The organism is Azorhizobium oxalatiphilum, assembly GCF_014635325.1.
Lineage (GTDB): Bacteria > Pseudomonadota > Alphaproteobacteria > Rhizobiales > Xanthobacteraceae > Azorhizobium > Azorhizobium oxalatiphilum.
On record NZ_BMCT01000001.1, the window covers coordinates 1,028,039 to 1,045,437 of the forward strand.

Here is a 17,399-nt window from a genome sequence, read left to right on the forward strand (position 1 = left end):
GCAGGCGCGCGTTGGCGCGCCTGCACCCCCGGAAGAGCGGCCAACCAGAGGCTGGAGCGTTCCGATTTAGTCAGACGGCCGGATGCGCTTCAGGTTTCCGCCATGTCCCAGACGACTTCCCCCGGCATCGGCCCGCAGGGCGAACCCGTGACCGGCGGCCCCGCGCGGCCGCCGGAGCGCGTGACGCTGGAGGGCCGGCACATCGACGTGCGGCCCTTCGACGTGGACCTGCACGCCGCCGACCTGTTCGCCGCCTCCCATGGCAGCGCAGCGCGCGATGCCCTGTGGGACTATCTGTCCGTACCGCCCTTCAAGGATCTCGATGCCTTCCGCGCCTCCTATGCCGAGGCGGCGAAGAAGGACGATCCGCTCATGTTCGCGCTGGTGGACAAAGCCAGCGGCAAGGCGGTGGGCCATGCCACCTACATGCGCATCGAGCCGAAGCAGCGGGTGATCGAGGTGGGCAACATCCTCTACACCCCCTCCCTCCAGCGCAGCCCGGCGGCGACGGAGGCCATGTATCTCATGGCTCGCCACGCCTTCGAGGATCTCGGCTACCGGCGCTATGAGTGGAAGTGCAACGCGCTCAACCTGCCGTCGCGCCGGGCGGCAGATCGGCTGGGTTTCACCTATGAGGGGCTTTTTCGCCAGCACATGATCGTCAAGGGCCAGAACCGGGACACCGCCTGGTTCTCGCTGCTGGACCACGAATGGCCGCACGCCAAGGCGGCTTTCGAGGCGTGGCTGGCGCCGGAGAATTTCGAACAGGACGGCACGCAGAAGCGCCGCTTGCAGGATTTCAGAACAAAATAGGAGAAGGAAACGCCATGACGGGACGTTTGGAGGGCAAGACCGCCCTCGTGACCGCAGCGGGGCAGGGTATCGGCCGGGCCATCGCGGAAGCCTATGTGCGCGAAGGCGCCCGCGTGATCGCCACCGATCTCGATGCGGGCAAGCTCAAGGGGCTGGAGGGGGCGGACCTGCGCGCCCTCGACGTTCTCAGCACGGACGCGGTGAACGCGCTGGCCAAGGACATCGGGGCAGTCGATATCCTGTCCAACAATGCCGGCTATGTGCATCAGGGCTCGATCCTTGAAACCTCCCAGAAGGACTGGGATTTCTCCTTCGATCTCAACGTCACCTCGCTCCACCGCACCATCTCGGCCTTCCTGCCGGGCATGCTGGAGAAGGGCGGCGGCTCCATCGTGAACATCGCCTCGGCGGCTTCCTCCATTCGCGGCGTGCCGAACCGCTATGTGTACGGCACCACCAAGGCGGCGGTGATCGGCCTCACCAAGTCCATCGCGGCGGATTTCATCCTGAAGGGCGTGCGCGCCAACGCCATCTGCCCCGGCACCATCCAGTCGCCCAGCCTCGACGAGCGTATCGCCGCCGTGGCGGCAGAGACGGGCCGCACGCTGGATCAGGTCCGCGCCGATTTCGTGGGCCGCCAGCCCATGGGGCGCCTCGGCAAGGCGGAGGAGATCGCCGCGTTGGCGGTTTATCTCGGCAGCGACGAGAGCGCTTTCACCACCGGCCAGATCCACATCATCGACGGCGGCTGGGTGCTCTGAGCGCCTACTGAACTGTCGTAATTCGCTGATCCTGAAGCGGTTCCTGTCCTCCCGGCGCCACGGGTTCCCTCTCCCGCTTGCGGGGGAGGGGTACGGAGGGGGCAGGGGCGCGTCATCGAAGCGACGCCGCAGCGGACGGAGAGCATTTCCGCGCTGCGCGCGGCCCCCTCCCAACCCTCCCCCGCAAGCGGGAGAGGGCTTTTCCCGTTCATCAGACCAGCCCGCCCACCCAACGAGGCGCGGCAGCATTCTGTCTCAACGACACAGATCAAGGGAGAAACGCATGCGCATACTCGTCATCGGCGGGGCCGGCATGGTCGGTCGCAAGCTGATCGAACGCCTCGCCAAGGAGGGGCGGCTCGGCGGCACGCCCATCACCGCCCTCACGGCCCACGACGTGGTTGCCCCCGCCCGCATCGAGGCCCCGTTCCCCATCGAGACGCGGGTATCGGACATCTCCGTGCCCGGCGAAGCCGAGGCGCTGATCGCGGATCGGCCGGATATCATCTTCCACCTCGCGGCCATCGTGTCGGGCGAGGCGGAAGCGGACTTCGAGAAGGGCTACCGCATCAATCTCGATGGTACGCGCTATCTGTTCGATGCCGTGCGGGCGGTGGAGGGCTATGTGCCCCGCCTCGTCTTCACCTCCTCGCTGGCGGTGTTCGGCGCGCCCTATCCCGAAACACCCATCGAGGATGATTTCTTCCTCACCCCGCTGACCTCCTACGGCACACAGAAGGCCATGGGCGAGTTGCTGCTGGCGGACTATTCCCGGCGCGGCTTCTTCGACGGCATCGGCATCCGCCTGCCCACCATCTGCGTGCGGCCGGGCAAGCCCAACAAGGCGGCCTCGGGCTTCTTCTCCGGCATCATCCGTGAGCCGCTGGCAGGGCAGGAGGCGATCCTGCCCGTCTCCGAGGATGTGGTGCACTGGCATGCCTCGCCGCGCGCGGCGGTCGGCTTCCTCATCCATGCCGCGACGCTCGACACCGCGCCGCTGGGCGCCCGCCGTTCGCTCAGCATGCCCGGTACGGCAGCGAGCGTAGGCGAGCAGATCGAGGCGCTGCGCAAGGTGGCGGGCGACAAGGTGGTGGCGCGCATCCGCCGCGAGCCCGACCCGGTGGTGGCGAAGATCGTCAATGGCTGGCCGCGCACCTTCAATCCGGAACGCTCGACCGCGCTGGGCTTCAAGGCCGAAAGCTCGTTCGAGGAGATCATCCGTATCCACATCGCCGACGAACTGGGCGGCAAGATCGTGGATTGAAAAGAGCGAGGGCGCGGCACGGAAAGGTCCGGTGCCGCGCCATTCTCAGGCAGCGAAGGCCGCCGGCTCCGTGCGGGCCGCAGCGAGGGCGGCGATGCCGTCGCGCAGGCGCGGCAGCAGCGAACGGTAGAGCTGTCGCCGCCGGCGCGGATCGCTGACGGCGCTGGGGTCTTCCAGCGTCCAGGTTTCCACCGGCAGCCGGGCGACGCCGGTCATGCGCTCGATGCGCGGCGCCGCATCGCCCACCAGCGAGACCACGAGGTCGATCCGGGGTGCGCCGGAAAAGCCGAACAGTTCAAGCGGCTTGGACGACAGACCGTCAGAGGGGATGCCTTCCCGGTCGAGGCAGTCCACCAGCACGCTGTCCACTTCCCCGCTGCCGTGAATGCCGGCGCTGAAGGCCCTGATCTGCCTGTGGGCATGGTTGACCATGGCCTCGGCCAGCAGGCTGAGGCCGGAATTGTCCCGGCAGGCGAACAGGATGGATGGGCGCTGCGGAATGTGCGCCAGCGCCTGTGCCGCTTCGCCTTCGGTGGGCGCTGGCGTTCGGGTGAGGGTCATGGAACAGGCCTCCTTCCGAGGAGCACGTCCGGCTTTGATTGCTCCGCAATCCAAGCCGCCAGACGTCCTCCATCCAAACATGAGAGGCGGATTCGCGGGTCAGATTGATGCAATCTGGCCCGATCCGGCTCTGTGCGCCGATGTCCCAGCCATGGACCTCCGGCGCGCCGCGGGACGGGTCATAGCCGTGTCGCCCGACGCCAGGATGACAGTCGCGTGGTCGTGAAAAGGCAGGGGGAAAGGGCGGGATTGCGGGGCAAACCCTGGCCGCACCGCGATCCATTAACCAATTTGCAAATCTTAAACGGGATGTATCCAGAAGCTGGCGCGAATCGTGATTCGCTGAACATGCGGTCTCCGCCGGCAGTGAATCGGAGGCTTTAATGGCGAAGAGCGAAGTTACGGGCGTCGAGGTCAGCCGGATCGCGGCGAAGGCGCTGCGGGATCCGGGGAGCGTGTCCCTGGACGAAATCAAGGTGCTGGCGGCCTCGGCCCTGACCCAGGCTCCGGCCAAGCCGAAGGCGGCTGTGGCTGCCAAGGCTCCCGCCAGCAAGGTGAGCGCGAAGGTGGCCCCGGCCCCGAAGGCGACCGCTGCCAAGAGCGCGGCTCCCAAGGCTGCTGCTCCGGCCAAGGCCGCAAAGGCCGCGAAGGCCGCTCCCAAGGCTGCTGCCGCCAAGGCCCCGGCTGCGAAGGCCGCTGCCCCCAAGAAGGCCGCCGCCAAGGCTGCCGCGCCGGTGAAGGCCGAGAAGGCTCCGGCCAAGGCTGCCGCTCCCAAGGCCGCTGCGCCCAAGGCTGCGAAAGCCGCCGCTGCCAAGCCGGCCGTTGCCAAGAAGGCTCCGGCCAAGGTTTCGCCGGCCAAGGTTGCTCCGGTGAAGACCGAGACTCCTGCCGCGAAGCCGGCCAAGGCCCCCAAGGCTGCCGCCGCGAAGACCGCGAAGGCGCCCGCCAAGGCTGCTGCCCCCAAGGCCGCTGCTCCGAAGGCTGCCGCGCCCAAGGCTGTGAAGGCCCCTAAGGCCGCCGCCAAGGCCGCGCCCGCCAAGGCTGCTGCTCCCGCTCCTGCCGCTGAAGCCGCGCCGGCCAAGGCCGCCGCGAAGCCGAAGGCTGCCCCCAAGGCTGCGGTGAAGGCGGCTGCGAAGCCCGCCAAGGCCCCGAAGGCCGCCAAGGCTGCGCCCGCTGCTGCTCCGGCTGCCGCCCCCGTGGAGGCGCCCGCCGCCGTGGTCGAGGCCGCCAAGGTTGAAGCCGCCAAGCCCGTGAAGGCCCCCAAGGCCAAGGCTGCTGCCAAGCCCGTGACCAAGCCGGCCGCCGCCAAGGTTGCCAAGCCTGTCACCAAGGTGGCTGCGCCGAAGACCAAGCCGGCCAAGAAGGCCTGATTTCAGGCCTGATTTCAGGCCTGACAGTTTCCGCCCCGCGCTCCGGCGCGGGGCACACAAAAAGAAACGCGCGCCCGAAAGGCGCGCGTTTTTCGTTTCCGTGACCATCTCCGGGGGGCCTGCGGTGCAGGCCCCGAAGCGCCGTCAGATCTGGCGTTCGACCATCATCTTCTTGATTTCGGCGATCGCCTTGGCCGGGTTCAGGCTCTTCGGGCAGGCCTGGGCGCAGTTCATGATGGTGTGGCAGCGATACAGGCGGAACGGATCCTCGAGATTGTCGAGGCGCGCGCCGGTGCGCTCGTCGCGGCTGTCCTTCAGCCAGCGGTTGGCCTGCAGCAGGGCCGCCGGGCCGAGATAGCGGTCGCCGTTCCACCAGTAGCTGGGGCAGGAGGTGGAGCAGCAGGCGCACAGGATGCACTCATAGAGGCCGTCCAGACGCTCGCGGTCTTCCTTCGACTGGCGCCACTCCTTCTCGGGGGCGGCCGTGTCGGTCTGCAGCCAGGGCTCGATGGAGGCGTGCTGGGCGTAGAAGCGGGTGAGATCGGGAACGAGATCCTTCACCACTTCCATGTGCGGCAGCGGGTAGATGTTCACCACTTCCTTCACCAGCACCTCGTCCATGCCCTTGGTGCAGGCCAGAGTGTTGGTGCCGCCGATGTTCATGGCGCAGGAGCCGCACACGCCCTCGCGGCAGGAGCGCCGGAAGGTCAGGGTCGGGTCGATGTGGTTCTTGATGTAGATGAGGCCATCGAGAACCATGGGGCCGCAGTTCTCGCGGTCCACGTAATAGGTGTCGATGGACGGGTTCTTCCCGTCATCCGGGTTCCAGCGATAGACCTTGAACTCCGTGACCTTCTTGGCGCCCTGAGGCTTCGGCCAGGTCTTTCCCTTGGTGATCTGAGAATTCTTCGGGAGTGTAAGCTCAACCATTGGTGCGGTCCCAATCACCGGCTGCGCCGGCTGTTCGCTGGAGCCGGCCGGGCGGGGCCGGCTCCGTGGGTCGTTTCAATTCAGCCAGGGGCTCAGTACACGCGCTTTTTGGGCTCGATGTACTGAATGTCGTTGGACAGGGTGTAGGTGTGCACCGGGCGGTCTTCGAGCTTCACCTCGCCTGAGGCGGTGTCGATGTAAGCCAGCGTGTGCTTCATCCAGTTGTGGTCGTCGCGATCCGGGAAATCCTCGCGGGCATGGGCGCCGCGGCTTTCCTGACGGTTCAGCGCGCTGTCCATGGTCACGACGGCCTGAGCGATCAGGTTATCGTATTCCATGGTCTCGATGAGGTCCGAATTCCACACCAGCGAACGGTCGGAGACCTTCACGGCGCTGGAATCCTTGAACACCTTGTGGATCAGGTGGTGGCCCTCTTCGAGCACCTCGCCGGTGCGGAACACCGCGCAGTTGCTCTGCATCACGCGCTGCATCTCGCCGCGCAGCTCCGCCGTGGACGTGTCGCCGTTGGCGTTGCGGAAGCGGTCGAGGCGGGAGAGCGCGAGGTCGGCGCTGTTGGCCGGCAGTTCGCGGTGCTTCTCGCCCGGAGTCACAATCTCGGCGGCCCGGAGCGCAGCGGCGCGGCCGAACACGACCAGATCGATCAGCGAGTTGGAGCCGAGGCGGTTGGCGCCGTGCACGGACACGCAGGCGGCCTCGCCGATGGCCATCAGGCCGGGCACCACCTTGTCCGGATCGCCGCCCACCTTGTTCAGCACCTCGCCGTGATAGTTCGTCGGGATGCCGCCCATGTTGTAGTGCACGGTCGGGATGACCGGGATGGGCTCGCGGGTCACGTCCACGCCGGCGAAGATGCGGGCGCTCTCGGAGATGCCCGGCAGGCGTTCGTGCAGGATCGCCGGATCGAGGTGATCCAGATGCAGGAAGATGTGGTCCTTGGCCTTGCCGACGCCACGTCCCTCGCGGATCTCCATGGTCATGGAGCGGGAGACGACGTCGCGCGAGGCCAGATCCTTGGCGGAGGGGGCATAGCGCTCCATGAAGCGCTCGCCTTCCGAATTGGTCAGGTAGCCGCCTTCGCCGCGCGAACCCTCGGTGATGAGGCAGCCCGAGCCGTAGATGCCGGTCGGGTGAAACTGCACGAACTCCATGTCCTGCAGGGGCAGGCCGGCGCGCAGCACCATGCCGCCGCCGTCACCCGTGCAGGTGTGGGCGGAGGTGGCGGAGAAGTAGGCGCGGCCGTAGCCGCCCGTGGCCAGCACCACGAGGTGCGAGCGGAAGCGGTGGATGGTGCCGTCGTCCATCTTCAGGGCGATGACGCCGCGGCAGCGGCCTTCCTCGTCCATGATCAGGTCGATGGCGAAATATTCGATGAAGAACTCGGCCTTGTGCTTCAGCGCCGCGCCATAGAGCGTGTGCAGCATGGCATGGCCGGTACGATCGGCGGCGGCGCAGGTGCGCTGGGCGGTGCCCTTGCCGAAATGCGTGGTCATGCCGCCGAACGGGCGCTGGTAGATCTTGCCGTCCTCGGTGCGGGAGAAGGGCACGCCCCAATGCTCCAGCTCGTACACGGCGGCCGGCGCGTTACGCACCAGATATTCGATGGCGTCCTGGTCGCCCAGCCAGTCCGACCCCTTCACGGTGTCGTACATGTGCCACTGCCACTGGTCCTCGCCCATGTTGCCGAGCGAGGCAGCCACGCCACCCTGGGCGGCAACCGTGTGGGAGCGGGTGGGGAACACCTTGGTGATGCAGGCGGTGCGCAGGCCGGCTTCCGAGCAGCCCACGACTGCGCGCAGGCCGGCGCCACCGGCGCCCACCACGAGCACGTCATAGGTATGGTCGATGATGGGATAGGCCTGGCCGTTCACGCCGGGCGCGGCCGCTCCGTTGGTGGCTTCGGACATGTCAGCCTCCCAGACTGATCTTGAGCACGGCGAAGGCGCCGGCGAGGCCGATCACGGTGGTGAAGAAGGTGTTGCCGATGACCAGCGCCACTTTCATGCCTTCCGTGTGGATGTAGTCCTCGATGACCACCTGCATGCCGAGGCGCATGTGCACCGTCACCGACAGCAGGGCCAGCAGCATGATGACCGCGACCACCGGATTGGCGAGGGTGGTGTGCACGGTGCTGTAGCTCTCGCCGAGCACCGACATGACGATGATGAGGAAGGCAACCGTCAGGATGAGGTTGCCGAGCGCGGTGAGTCGCTGAAGGAAGAAATGGTGCGTGCCGGAACGGGCAGAACCAAGTCCGCGGACGCGGCCGAGTGGGGTGCGCATGGGGCTGTGCATGATGCGTGGCCTCTCAGCTCTTGATGGCTAGGCCGATGGCCCACACGACGATGGTCAGGGTGATGGAGCCGCCCAGCGTCAGTTTGGCGAGCAGCACACGTTCCTTGGGGCCGAAGCCGTGCAGCATGTCCCAGATGAAGTGGCGCATGCCGCCGAGGGCGTGATGGAGCAGGGCCCAGGTGTAGCCGAGCAGGATCAGGCGGCCGATCCACGAGCCGGCGACCGTGGAAAAGGTCGCGTAGGCGCTCGGCGATGCGGCAGCGGCCAGCAGCCACCAGACCAGGATGGCCGTGCCGAAGTACAGCGCGCATCCCGTGATGCGGTGCACGATCGACATCATCATCGTGATGAGGGGACGATAGATCTGAAGGTGGGGAGATGTCGGGCGCATAATGCGGGGCGGGCTGTCGGCCATGGGCCTCCTCCGGAAATCGACCGATCAGGTATCCCAATCGTTGCCAGTTCGCAACAATTCCAAAGCAGGGGGTCCCGATCTGTTTGGGTGGTATGGCGCAGCGCAACCGGCCTGCCAAGCATTCAGTGCCCGCATTCCCGACAAGGCTGGTGCCCGAGGATTGCGGATATCGCTGGTCCCATGGGTTAATTCTGGATCGGTGCGGGCTGGTTCCGGCGTGGTCGGACCTGTGCCCGCGAAACCTTGGAACGAAACGATTTGTGGCGCTGATTGCAGGACCATCCGGAGCGGATGTGCTTGCGTGGAAATAATTTCCACTTTGCAGTGGCTCAAAACAAAACAGCGCGGGCAGAGCCCGCGCTGTTCCTCATGAAAGAATGTTCCGAAAAGGATCAGAACTTGTAGGTGATACCGGTGCTGATCAGCCACGGATCGAGCTTGGTGGAGCCGGTGTAGGGGGTGGAGCCCACCACCACGTCGAAGTCGGGCTCCAGGAAGAGCTTCTTCACGTCGACGTTCCAGCCCCAGTGCTTGTCGAGCATGTAGTCGAAGCCGACCTGCAGGGCCCAGCCCCAGGTGTCCTTGATGTCCAGATCGGTGACCTGGTTGGCATCCTGCTTGTAGAAGAAGGTGTAGTTCACACCCGCGCCGACGTAGGGCTTGAAGTTGCCGAAGTCGGTGAAGTGGTACTGCAGCAGCAGGGTGGGGGGCAGCAGCCAGGTCTTGCCGACCTGCAGGCCGTCGATGCTGCCGCGGCCGGTCACGTAGCTGTAGGTGGTGCCGAGGATGAGCTCAGCCGCCCAGTTCTTCGTGAAGTAGTAGGTGATGTCGAGCTCGGGGATCACCGTGTCCGAGGTCTTCAGGCCCGAACCGGCGATGCCGTTGACCGAACCGCTGTCGTTGGTCACCACGCCGGTGACGCGCAGACGGATCTGCCAGGGGTTCCAGGTCTCGACCACCACGGGGGCCTTCACCGGATACTTGGTGGCGAGGTCGGCAGCCGAGGCCGGAGCCGCGCCGATCATCATCGCACCCATCAGCATGGTGCCCGCCAGCAGGCCCGTGCTCTTGATCTTGCCCATCGCCCAACCCGACATAAGTCCAAACTCCAATTCGGAAAATTCCAAGGCGGACATTGCTCTTTCACTGCTGTGGATGTTTGAGGCAGATCAAATTCCACGGCCCTCGCCGGCCGGTGTTGCCGGCTTGCAACAGGGGGCGTTGCGCCACATTGTGGCCGCAGGAATGGCGCGTTCCTTTGGGATTCGCGCCCGCCGGCTGGTGGCGGAGGGCTGGCGCAGGGGCAGCATGCGACGGGGAGACGCGGGAACCCGGACGCTTTGTCGAGGCCATCAGCGTATCTGGGAAGCGTGTGCATGATTTTGAACGGTGCCGTTCCGAGGCGGCTGGGCCTCGCATTCCGCCTGCTCGCCATGTGCCTCCCACTGGCCGGCATGGCGGTGCTTTCCACCGTCCCCGCAGCGGCGCAGGAGCAGGTGAGCGAGCGCCGCCTCACGGTGGGCAAGGAAAAGCGCAGCTATCTCCTCTCCCGTCCCGAAGGCGCGGCAGGGCCGCTGCCGACGGTGATCGCCCTGCATGGCGCGGGAGAGAGCGCCGAAGGCTTCATGGGCTATCTGGGGCTTGAGCCCACCGCCGCCGCGAATCGATTCGTGGCCGTCTATCCGCAGGGCATCGGCCGGGTGTGGAACGACGGCCGCCCGGCAGCCATGCGGCTCAAGGCGGTGCTCACCCCCGGCGACGACGTGGCCTATCTGATCTCGCTCACCGCCCAACTGGTGGCCGAGGGCATCGCCGATCCGAATCGCATCTATCTGATGGGCATCTCCAACGGCGGCTTCATGGTGGAGCGCATGGCCTGCGAGCATGCGGACCTCTACGCCGCCTTCTCCGTGATCATGGCCACCGCCCCGGCCAACTATCGCGAGGAATGCCGGCCCAGCCGGCCGGTGCCGATCATGTTCATCCACGGCACGGCGGACCCTGTGATCGCCTGGGACGGCTTCTGGACGCCCATGGGCGCCACCCTGTCGGCTCCCGACAGCGCGCAGCTCTATGCCCGCCTGAACGGCTGCGGCGAGCCGCAGGTGACGTCGCTGCCCGATCTGGAGCGGGTGGACGGCACGACGGTGGGCCTGTTCCGCTGGCAGGGGTGCGCCGCGCCGGGCGAGGTCGCGCTCTATCGGGTGGAACGGGGCGGGCACCAGTCACCGGCGCGGGTGGAGACCAGCCCGGAACTGGCCACCATGTTCCTGGGCCTGCGCAATCGCGACATCGACGCTGGTGCCGAAAGCTGGGCGCTGTTCTCCCGCCATGCGCTGGGGCCGGCAGCCCAGCCGGCCGGAACAGGAACGGGCGTGCCGGGCGGGGTGCCGCTGCCGCGTCCCTCGCCTCTGAAACAGAAAAGCGCGGGGCAGGGAATTCCCGCCACCGCGCAATAGCTTGAGATGATGAGGCGCCGGCTTTGGGCCGGCGCCTTTTTTGTCAGTGGGCGGTTTCCTTGCCCTGCCAGTCGGCGGGCTCCGGCGCCACGGCGGCGGCTTCCGCCGCCGAGCGGGCGAGGAAGCGGGCACGCCAGGGCTTCAGCACGAACATGGCGAGGAAGGCCGCGCCGAGGTTGAGCGCCATGGCGATGGCGAACACCGCCGACCAGCCGTAATGGACGGCGACGATGCTGGCGGCCGGCACCAGAAGGGCGGCGGTGCCCTTGGCGGTGTAGAGCATGCCGGCATTGGTGGCGGCATACTTCGAGCCGAAGGTGTCGCCGCAGGTGGCCGGGAACAGCGAGTAGATCTCGCCGAACACGCCGAAGAACAAGGCCGAGAAGATCACGAAGACGGTCGGATTCTGGCCGTGGTACACCAGCATCAGCAGCGAGCCGGCGGCCACCGTGAAGGCGATGAACATGGTGTTCTCGCGGCCGATGTTATCCGACACCCAGCCGAACAGCGGGCGGCCGAAGCCGTCGAAGATGCGATCCAGCGAGATGGCGAAGGTGAGCGCCGCCATCTGCACGCCGAGCAGCGTCACCGGCACGTCGGCCACCTTGAAGTCGTGGGCGATGGGGGCGATCTGCGCCGCCGCCATCAGGCCGCCGGAAGCGACCATCACGAACATCGCATAGAGCAGCCAGAAGATGGGCTTGGAGAGCGTCTGGCGGGGGGCGTAGTCCACCTTGCTCTGGGGCAGGCGGGACAGCTTCTTCGGCGCCGCCATGGTGGCCGGCGGCTTGCGGATGAAGAAGGAGAGCACCAGCACCACCACGCCCTGGCCGATGCCGAAGGTGAGGAAGGCGGCCTCATAGCCGTGGCTGGCGATCATCTGGGCGATCGGGACCACGGTCAGCGCCGCGCCCGCGCCGAAGCCGGCGGCAGTGACACCGGCCGCGAGGCCGCGATTGTAGGGGAACCACTTCAGCGCGTTACCAACGCAGGTGCCATACACCGAGCCGGCGCCGATGCCGGCGACCACGGAGGCGAAGTAGAGCACGAACAGGGAGTTGGCGACCGAATTGAGGGCCCAGGCGGCGGCGATCATGACCGCGCCGAACATGAGCACCACGCGCGGGCCGTAGCGGTCCACGAACCAGGCTTCCACGGGCACGAGCCAGGTTTCGGTGAGGACGAAGATGGTGAAGGCCAGCTGGATGGCCGCGCGACCCCACTGGTGCTTGGCCTCGATGGGGTCGACGAATAGCGTCCACCCATATTGCAGGTTTGCGATCATCGCCATGCAGACGACACCGCAGGCGAGCTGAATCCAGCGCTGGGATTCCCCAGCCGGCTGAGCGGCTTGAGCCATGTTCTAACCTCGTGCGTTTCCAAATATCTGAAGGCGGCCATCTGCGTGGCCTTGGAGCCGGGAGCCGGCTCGCAGAGGTTTTCGGCTAAGCCGGAAACCCGCCTTGTCGACGCGTTCAACAACCCTTCTCCGCGCCGGGCCCTGTGGGCTTCCGGGGCGGGCGTCCCCTCGGCCTCAGGCCGCGGGAACGGATGACGACACCTCCGGCCAGCCCGTTGGCGTGCGGGCTAACCGGCGGAGAAAGCGGACCTTTCGTGCTTCGGAATGGGCTCTGGTATGCCAGATTCAGAATACGTTTGACGCATCGGACCAGAGACTTGGGCGGCGCGCAAGTCGTGACGTAGCGGAATACGTAACGTTATCAATGACTTACGTTAGGTTACATGACGTAACGTAGTATGCGCGCAAAAGGGTATGCGGAGCGCGCATGGCGCGTTCCGCGTGCAGGACGACAGGTCGGGGGAGGCGGGGTGGCGAGGCGGGACGTCGCCTCAGCGCGGGATCAGCACCCAGTAGTCGAGGTCGAGGATGACGCTCGGGTCGTAGTCGTCCCCGGTCTTCGCCGGCAGGCCGGCGCAGGGCTGGTCCTTGGTGGCGATGGTGCGCAGGCGCAGCGCGCCCACATCCTCGCGGCCGGAGATCTCCTGCGCGTCCAGAACCTCGCTCCAGGCGAACACGGTGAGCCCGGCGAACAGCGGCGCCACATGACGCCCGCCATTGATGCCAGCCACGTGGAAGGCATTGGCAAGGCCGTTGAAGGACAGGGCGCGGGCGATGGAGATGACGTGCCCGCCATAGATCAGCCGGCGGCCAAAGCGGCCGGCGCCTTCCGTATATTGGTTGAAATGCACCTTTGCGGTATTCTGGTAGAGGCGAGTGGCGACCATATGCTCGGCCTCCTCCACCGTCATGCCGTCCACATGGTCGATGCGCTCGCCGATGGAATAGTCGCTGAAACGATAGGGGCTGCCGGACAGCTCGAAGCGCCAGTTCTCCACGTCCAGCGCCGGCACGGCGTTGCCGAGCGCGTCCGGGGCCAGCGCTGCGGGCAAAGTGGGCACATGGGTTTCCAGCACCGGCGCCTTGGGATCGCGCTTGCGCACCATCACCCAGCGCACATAGTCCAGCACCTCGGTGCCGTCCTGATTGAAGCCGGTGGAGCGCACATAGACGACGCCGCTCTGCCCGTTGGAATTCTCCCGAAGGCCGATGACCTCCGACACCGCGGTCAGCGTATCGCCGGGATAGACGGGGGCGAGGAAGCGCCCGCCCGCATAGCCGAGATTGGCCACCGCATTGAGCGAGATGTCCGGCACGGTCTTGCCGAACACCACATGGAAGACGAGCAGATCGTCCACGGGCGCGCGGGCATAGCCGATGTCCTGCGCGAAGGTGTCGGCGGATTGCACGGCGAAGCGGGTGCCATAGAGCGCGCTGTAGAGCGCGACGTCACCGCTGGTGATGGTGCGCGGGGTCGCGTGACGGATGACCTGTCCGAGCGAAAAATCCTCGAAAAAATTGCCGGCGCTCGTCTTGCCCACGGTGTCCCCCGCCTGATGCGTTTCCCGGCGGATATGATCGCAGAGCGGCGCCCCGCGGCGCAACAGGGACGATGGCGCACAGGCGGCACATCGAGCGAAGTCTGGGGCGAAGCTTGCAGCCGGGGCGCGATGGTGGCTGCTTCCGGTTGCCCCGCGCCGGAGCTTCACCTATTGGAACTCCAGCATTCCGTAGATACCGGATCGGTTCTGGAAACTTAAAAGCCGCGAGGGGCGAACGTGTCGGGGTCCGCCAGCCAGAAACTGTCTTTCCAGGCCATGATCTTCGTGGCCTGCCTGTTCCCCTTCTACATATTGGCGGCCACCCTCACCAATTCGGCGGCGGTGCTGACCGATCTGCTGGCCACGTCTTTCGATCTCACCTCGCTTACTGCCTGCTGGCTGGTGCTGCGGATCGCCCATGGCCGTGAGAAGGGGCGCTTCTCCTATGGCCTTGGAAAGCTGGAGAATCTCGCCGAGCTGATGATCGCCGTGCTGCAGGTGGTGCTGGTGGTGATCGCCGGCACGCGGGCGATCCATGGCCTGCTGAATCCCGAGCATGTGGAAGGCGCCATGCTGGGCCTCGCCGTGACGGCGGTGGCCATGGCCGGCAACATCTATCTGAACCGCAAGGCGAAGCGGGTGGCGGAAGAAACCCGCTCGCCGGTGATCGCGGCGCAGGCGCGGGTGCATCTGGTCTCTGCCGTCTCGTCTGGCTCGGTGTTCGCGGTGACGGTGATCACCTCCACCTTCCATGCCGACTGGATCGCCTATCTCGACCCGCTCGCCTCTTTCGTGGTGATCGGGCTGATGATGTTCAACATCTACGAAATGCTCACCAATTCCATCGGCAGCCTGCTCGATCAGGCCATTGGCGAGGCGGGCCAGCTGCGCATCCTGCGGGCGCTGGCGAGCCATTTCGATGCCTTCGAGGAACTGGGCGAGATCCGCACCCGGCAGCACGGCGGCAAGATGATGGTGGACCTGCATCTGGGCTTCGACCCGGCGTGGACCGTGGCGCAGGCACAGGCGGCGGCGGCCGGCATCAGGACGGCGGTGCAGACGGAATTCGCCAGCGTGGGCGACGATGTGGACGTGTCCATCGTGCTGATCCCGCACGCGGCGGAAGAGGCTGCGGCCTGAAGCTTCCGAGGGAGCCGGAGGCGGCCTTCGTCGCCCCCGGAAAGCACCGTCTTTTCAGGCTTCTGTCAATAATCCGACAGGGTAATGTCGTCGGACCAGTCGCCGGGGACATCCTTCACGATGGCCTGCCCGCAGATGACCCGGCCCTTCAGCGGATCGAAGGTGAGGGTGGGGGCGCCGTGCAGTTGCCAGCCCTTGTTGAGCGCCGCCGAGACGCGCTTGCAGAAGGCGTTGTCGTCGGGGCCGGTGAGATAACGATAGAGCTTCATACCCACTCCTTGAACGACCCCGCCGCGCTGTCCGGACGGCGGGGCACTTCCTGAATTCCATTAGCCTGATCAGGCGTTTGCGGCGATGGCGTCGGCCAGTGCCACGGTGCGGCGGGCCATGTCCGCATGCATGCGCTCCACCATCCGCCCGTCCATCTGCAGCACGCCCTTGCCGGCGTTTTCCGGCTGGTCGAACAGGTCGATGATCGCCCGTGCCCGCACCACTTCGGCTTCCGGCGGGGAGAAGGCGGCGTTGCAGGGTTCGATCTGGCCGGGATGGATCAAGGTCTTGCCATCCATACCCATCTCCACGCCCTGACGGCATTCGGCGGCAAAGCCTTCGGTGTCCTGAAACTGGTTCCAGACCCCGTCCAGCACATCGATGCCATAGGCATGGCCGGCGGCCAGAACCTGCATCAGCCAGCCCATCATGGGGGCGCGGCCGGGTGTCAGGGCGGCGCGCGTCTCTTTTGCCAGATCGTTCGTGCCGAGCACGAAAACCTTTAGTCGCGTCAAAGGGTTGAGGGAGGATTGGGCAATCGGCTTGATGTCGAGTATGGCCAGCGGGGTCTCGATCATGGCCCACAGCGCCACGGTGCGGGGCACGCCCAGAGCATCGAGGCGGGCGCCGGCCACCAGCAGCTGTTCGGGATCCTGCACCTTGGGCAGCAGGATGGCGTCGGGCTTCGCGGCTGCTGCCATGGCGAGGTCGTCATGGCCCCACGGCGTCTCCAAGCCATTGACGCGAATGATGATTTCCCGCGCGCCGAAGCCGCCGGCAGCCACCGCCTCGCCGATCCGGCTGCGGGCATCGGCCTTGGCATCGGGGGCGACCGCATCCTCCAGATCGAGGATCACGCCGTCGCAGGGAAGGCTTTTGGCCTTCTCCAGCGCCCGTGCATTGGACCCCGGCATATATAGAACACTGCGACGCGGACGGATGCTCATGGCCACGGATGCCCCCCTTTTGTCACCAACGGACAAAGGCCCCTGCACATGCGCGCATGGACCCAATTCGCGAGGCCGGCCTTGCTGCCCGGCCCGGACCTCGCCCGCCGCCCCACCATGCCTGCAAAGGCGAACGGCATCAGGGGCTTGGCGCGCGCGGCGCGGGCCGTCCGCGCTTGTGCGCGGCGTGGCCTCGGCCTTAGCCTAGCCAGCAAAGAGGGGCTCTGTCACGCGGCGCGGGCCGCGTCATGGCACAGGGACAGCGCCCGATGGCACGCGGATGGCACGGAACATGGCACACGCCATGGCACATTGGCGCCGGCGGAAGCCCGGTCGAGGTCGGGGGAGGGGGCGATGCGCGTTTCGGGAGGGGTTCTTTCGAAGGTATCGGGTGCGGGGCAGGCGCTGCCGGATGTGGTCGGTCTCGACGGCTGCCCCGGCGGCTGGATCGCGGCGCACTGGTCGGGGGCGGGGACGCTGACGCTCTCGCGGATCGCGCATCTGGCGGATCTGTTTCCGGCGGGGGCGATGGCGCCCGTTGCGGCCATCGACATTCCCATCGGCCTGCCGGCGGTGGCGGGGGAGGGCGGTCGCCCGCCGGAACGCCACGTGCGGCCGCTGCTCGGGGGGCGGCAGTCCAGCGTGTTCTCGGTGCCCTCACGGGCGGCGGTGGAGGCGGCGGCGGATATCGCCGTCCCGGAGGGGGAGCGCTACCGGCACGCCTGCGCGGTGGCGCTCGAAACCTCGCAGCCGCCGCGCAAGATCTCCAAGCAGGCCTTCATGATCTTCCCGAAGATACTGGAGGCGGATGCGCTGCTGCGGCATCGTCCTGATCTGCCGCTCACCGAATGCCATCCCGAAGTGAGCTTCTGGGCGATGAATGATAAGCAGCCACTCAGCCTGCCGAAGAAGGTGAAGGGCGCCCCCGACATGCCGGGCCTCGTCCTGCGCATCGGCCTGCTCGCCGCGCAGGGCCTGCCGGTGGACCGGCTGACGCGGGAGAGGGCGCGCAGCCTCGGCGCCGGGCTGGACGATCTGGTGGATGCCTGCGCCTGCGCCTGGAGCGCGCGCCGCATCGCGCTGGGCACCGCGCTGTCCTTCCCCGACCCGCCGGAGCGGGACGGGTTCGGGCTCAGGGTGGCGATCGTGGCGTGAGGGGGCGGGCCTGTCCCGCCCAACGGGCCGACAAGCCTGTGAGATGTGGGGCCGGATGGCGCAATCGTGAGGACCCCCGCGTTTTTCGGCAGGGTGTGCC

At 66.8% G+C, this 17,399-nt stretch carries 17 protein-coding genes; 7 read left to right on the forward strand and 10 right to left on the reverse strand.

What is annotated here, in order from left to right; genetic code table 11:
• The first annotated feature begins 102 nt into the window (after nt 1-102).
• The 3 genes from IEW24_RS04660 (at nt 103) to denD (ending at nt 2,838) form a co-directional block, all read left to right on the forward strand.
• The gene (locus IEW24_RS04660; RefSeq protein ID WP_188575851.1) at nt 103-813 is read left to right on the forward strand and encodes a GNAT family N-acetyltransferase; all 711 of its coding nucleotides are present in this window, start codon (nt 103-105) and stop codon (nt 811-813) included.
• A 14-nt stretch (nt 814-827) separates the two neighbouring features.
• Complete coding sequence (locus tag IEW24_RS04665; RefSeq protein ID WP_188575853.1) at nt 828-1,574, forward strand: SDR family oxidoreductase; 747 nt, start codon at nt 828-830, stop codon at nt 1,572-1,574.
• Between the two features lie 283 nt (nt 1,575-1,857).
• Nucleotides 1,858-2,838 (forward strand): D-erythronate dehydrogenase, encoded by a 981-nt coding sequence (denD, locus tag IEW24_RS04670; RefSeq protein ID WP_188575855.1) that lies wholly within the window; start codon nt 1,858-1,860, stop codon nt 2,836-2,838.
• A 45-nt stretch (nt 2,839-2,883) separates the two neighbouring features.
• On the opposite strand, the gene IEW24_RS04675 is transcribed toward denD, so the two are convergent.
• Complete coding sequence (locus IEW24_RS04675; RefSeq protein ID WP_188575857.1) at nt 2,884-3,399, reverse strand: arsenate-mycothiol transferase ArsC; 516 nt, start codon at nt 3,397-3,399, stop codon at nt 2,884-2,886.
• A 383-nt stretch (nt 3,400-3,782) separates the two neighbouring features.
• Here IEW24_RS04675 and IEW24_RS04680 point away from each other — a divergent pair, with 383 nt between their 5' ends.
• On the forward strand, nt 3,783-4,769 hold the full coding sequence (locus tag IEW24_RS04680; RefSeq protein WP_188575859.1) for a hypothetical protein: 987 nt from the start codon (nt 3,783-3,785) through the stop codon (nt 4,767-4,769).
• 144 nt (nt 4,770-4,913) lie between these two features.
• Here IEW24_RS04680 and IEW24_RS04685 read toward each other — a convergent pair whose 3' ends face one another.
• The 5 genes from IEW24_RS04685 to IEW24_RS04705 form a co-directional block, all read right to left on the reverse strand.
• Nucleotides 4,914-5,699 carry a succinate dehydrogenase iron-sulfur subunit gene (locus tag IEW24_RS04685; protein ID WP_188575860.1) on the reverse strand — a complete coding sequence of 262 codons (786 nt, stop codon included), beginning with the start codon at nt 5,697-5,699 and terminating at the stop codon, nt 4,914-4,916.
• Between the two features lie 92 nt (nt 5,700-5,791).
• Complete coding sequence (sdhA, locus tag IEW24_RS04690) at nt 5,792-7,624, reverse strand: succinate dehydrogenase flavoprotein subunit (RefSeq protein WP_188575862.1); 1,833 nt, start codon at nt 7,622-7,624, stop codon at nt 5,792-5,794.
• Nucleotide 7,625: 1 nt separating this feature from the next.
• Complete coding sequence (gene sdhD / locus IEW24_RS04695) at nt 7,626-8,012, reverse strand: succinate dehydrogenase, hydrophobic membrane anchor protein (RefSeq protein WP_244644157.1); 387 nt, start codon at nt 8,010-8,012, stop codon at nt 7,626-7,628.
• 13 nt (nt 8,013-8,025) lie between these two features.
• Complete coding sequence (gene sdhC / locus IEW24_RS04700; protein WP_188575864.1) at nt 8,026-8,427, reverse strand: succinate dehydrogenase, cytochrome b556 subunit; 402 nt, start codon at nt 8,425-8,427, stop codon at nt 8,026-8,028.
• A gap of 392 nt (nt 8,428-8,819) precedes the next feature.
• A complete protein-coding gene (locus IEW24_RS04705) occupies nt 8,820-9,524 on the reverse strand; it encodes an OmpW/AlkL family protein (RefSeq protein WP_373870004.1) in 705 nt (234 codons plus the stop codon).
• Between the two features lie 279 nt (nt 9,525-9,803).
• Here IEW24_RS04705 and IEW24_RS04710 point away from each other — a divergent pair, with 279 nt between their 5' ends.
• Nucleotides 9,804-10,886, forward strand: a complete 1,083-nt coding sequence (locus tag IEW24_RS04710; protein WP_188575866.1) for a CE1 family esterase — start codon at nt 9,804-9,806, stop codon at nt 10,884-10,886.
• Between the two features lie 43 nt (nt 10,887-10,929).
• Here IEW24_RS04710 and oxlT read toward each other — a convergent pair whose 3' ends face one another.
• Nucleotides 10,930-12,246, reverse strand: a complete 1,317-nt coding sequence (oxlT, locus tag IEW24_RS04715) for an oxalate/formate MFS antiporter (RefSeq protein WP_188575868.1) — start codon at nt 12,244-12,246, stop codon at nt 10,930-10,932.
• A gap of 491 nt (nt 12,247-12,737) precedes the next feature.
• The gene (locus IEW24_RS04720; RefSeq protein ID WP_188575870.1) at nt 12,738-13,787 is read right to left on the reverse strand and encodes a MaoC family dehydratase; all 1,050 of its coding nucleotides are present in this window, start codon (nt 13,785-13,787) and stop codon (nt 12,738-12,740) included.
• A 237-nt stretch (nt 13,788-14,024) separates the two neighbouring features.
• Here IEW24_RS04720 and IEW24_RS04725 point away from each other — a divergent pair, with 237 nt between their 5' ends.
• Nucleotides 14,025-14,927: a cation diffusion facilitator family transporter gene (locus IEW24_RS04725; RefSeq protein ID WP_188575872.1), complete on the forward strand. Its 903-nt coding sequence runs from the start codon at nt 14,025-14,027 to the stop codon at nt 14,925-14,927.
• A gap of 65 nt (nt 14,928-14,992) precedes the next feature.
• Here the strand turns inward: IEW24_RS04725 and IEW24_RS04730 are convergent, their stop codons facing one another.
• Nucleotides 14,993-15,196, reverse strand: coding sequence for a DUF1737 domain-containing protein (locus tag IEW24_RS04730; RefSeq protein WP_188575874.1), 204 nt, complete (start codon nt 15,194-15,196; stop codon nt 14,993-14,995).
• Nucleotides 15,197-15,265: 69 nt separating this feature from the next.
• Entirely contained in the window at nt 15,266-16,150 is an 885-nt protein-coding gene (locus IEW24_RS04735) for an HpcH/HpaI aldolase/citrate lyase family protein (RefSeq protein WP_188575876.1), read from the reverse strand.
• 348 nt (nt 16,151-16,498) lie between these two features.
• On the opposite strand from IEW24_RS04735, the gene IEW24_RS04740 reads away from it, so the two are divergent.
• Entirely contained in the window at nt 16,499-17,299 is an 801-nt protein-coding gene (locus tag IEW24_RS04740) for a DUF429 domain-containing protein (RefSeq protein WP_188575878.1), read from the forward strand.
• Nucleotides 17,300-17,399: the final 100 nt, after the last annotated feature.

What these genes read in the sequence shown, in the direction of transcription:
- IEW24_RS04685 (WP_188575860.1), bottom strand. Translation starts at nt 5,699, where the DNA reads ATGGTTGAGCTTACACTCCCGAAGAATTCTCAGATCACCAAGGGAAAG.
- IEW24_RS04665 (WP_188575853.1), top strand. Translation starts at nt 828, where the DNA reads ATGACGGGACGTTTGGAGGGCAAGACCGCCCTCGTGACCGCAGCGGGG.
- sdhD (WP_244644157.1), bottom strand. Translation starts at nt 8,012, where the DNA reads ATGCACAGCCCCATGCGCACCCCACTCGGCCGCGTCCGCGGACTTGGT.
- sdhC (WP_188575864.1), bottom strand. Translation starts at nt 8,427, where the DNA reads ATGGCCGACAGCCCGCCCCGCATTATGCGCCCGACATCTCCCCACCTT.
- IEW24_RS04740 (WP_188575878.1), top strand. Translation starts at nt 16,499, where the DNA reads ATGCGCGTTTCGGGAGGGGTTCTTTCGAAGGTATCGGGTGCGGGGCAG.
- denD (WP_188575855.1), top strand. Translation starts at nt 1,858, where the DNA reads ATGCGCATACTCGTCATCGGCGGGGCCGGCATGGTCGGTCGCAAGCTG.
- IEW24_RS04710 (WP_188575866.1), top strand. Translation starts at nt 9,804, where the DNA reads ATGATTTTGAACGGTGCCGTTCCGAGGCGGCTGGGCCTCGCATTCCGC.
- IEW24_RS04730 (WP_188575874.1), bottom strand. Translation starts at nt 15,196, where the DNA reads ATGAAGCTCTATCGTTATCTCACCGGCCCCGACGACAACGCCTTCTGC.
- IEW24_RS04660 (WP_188575851.1), top strand. Translation starts at nt 103, where the DNA reads ATGTCCCAGACGACTTCCCCCGGCATCGGCCCGCAGGGCGAACCCGTG.
- IEW24_RS04705 (WP_373870004.1), bottom strand. Translation starts at nt 9,524, where the DNA reads ATGTCGGGTTGGGCGATGGGCAAGATCAAGAGCACGGGCCTGCTGGCG.
- IEW24_RS04680 (WP_188575859.1), top strand. Translation starts at nt 3,783, where the DNA reads ATGGCGAAGAGCGAAGTTACGGGCGTCGAGGTCAGCCGGATCGCGGCG.
- sdhA (WP_188575862.1), bottom strand. Translation starts at nt 7,624, where the DNA reads ATGTCCGAAGCCACCAACGGAGCGGCCGCGCCCGGCGTGAACGGCCAG.
- IEW24_RS04675 (WP_188575857.1), bottom strand. Translation starts at nt 3,399, where the DNA reads ATGACCCTCACCCGAACGCCAGCGCCCACCGAAGGCGAAGCGGCACAG.
- oxlT (WP_188575868.1), bottom strand. Translation starts at nt 12,246, where the DNA reads ATGGCTCAAGCCGCTCAGCCGGCTGGGGAATCCCAGCGCTGGATTCAG.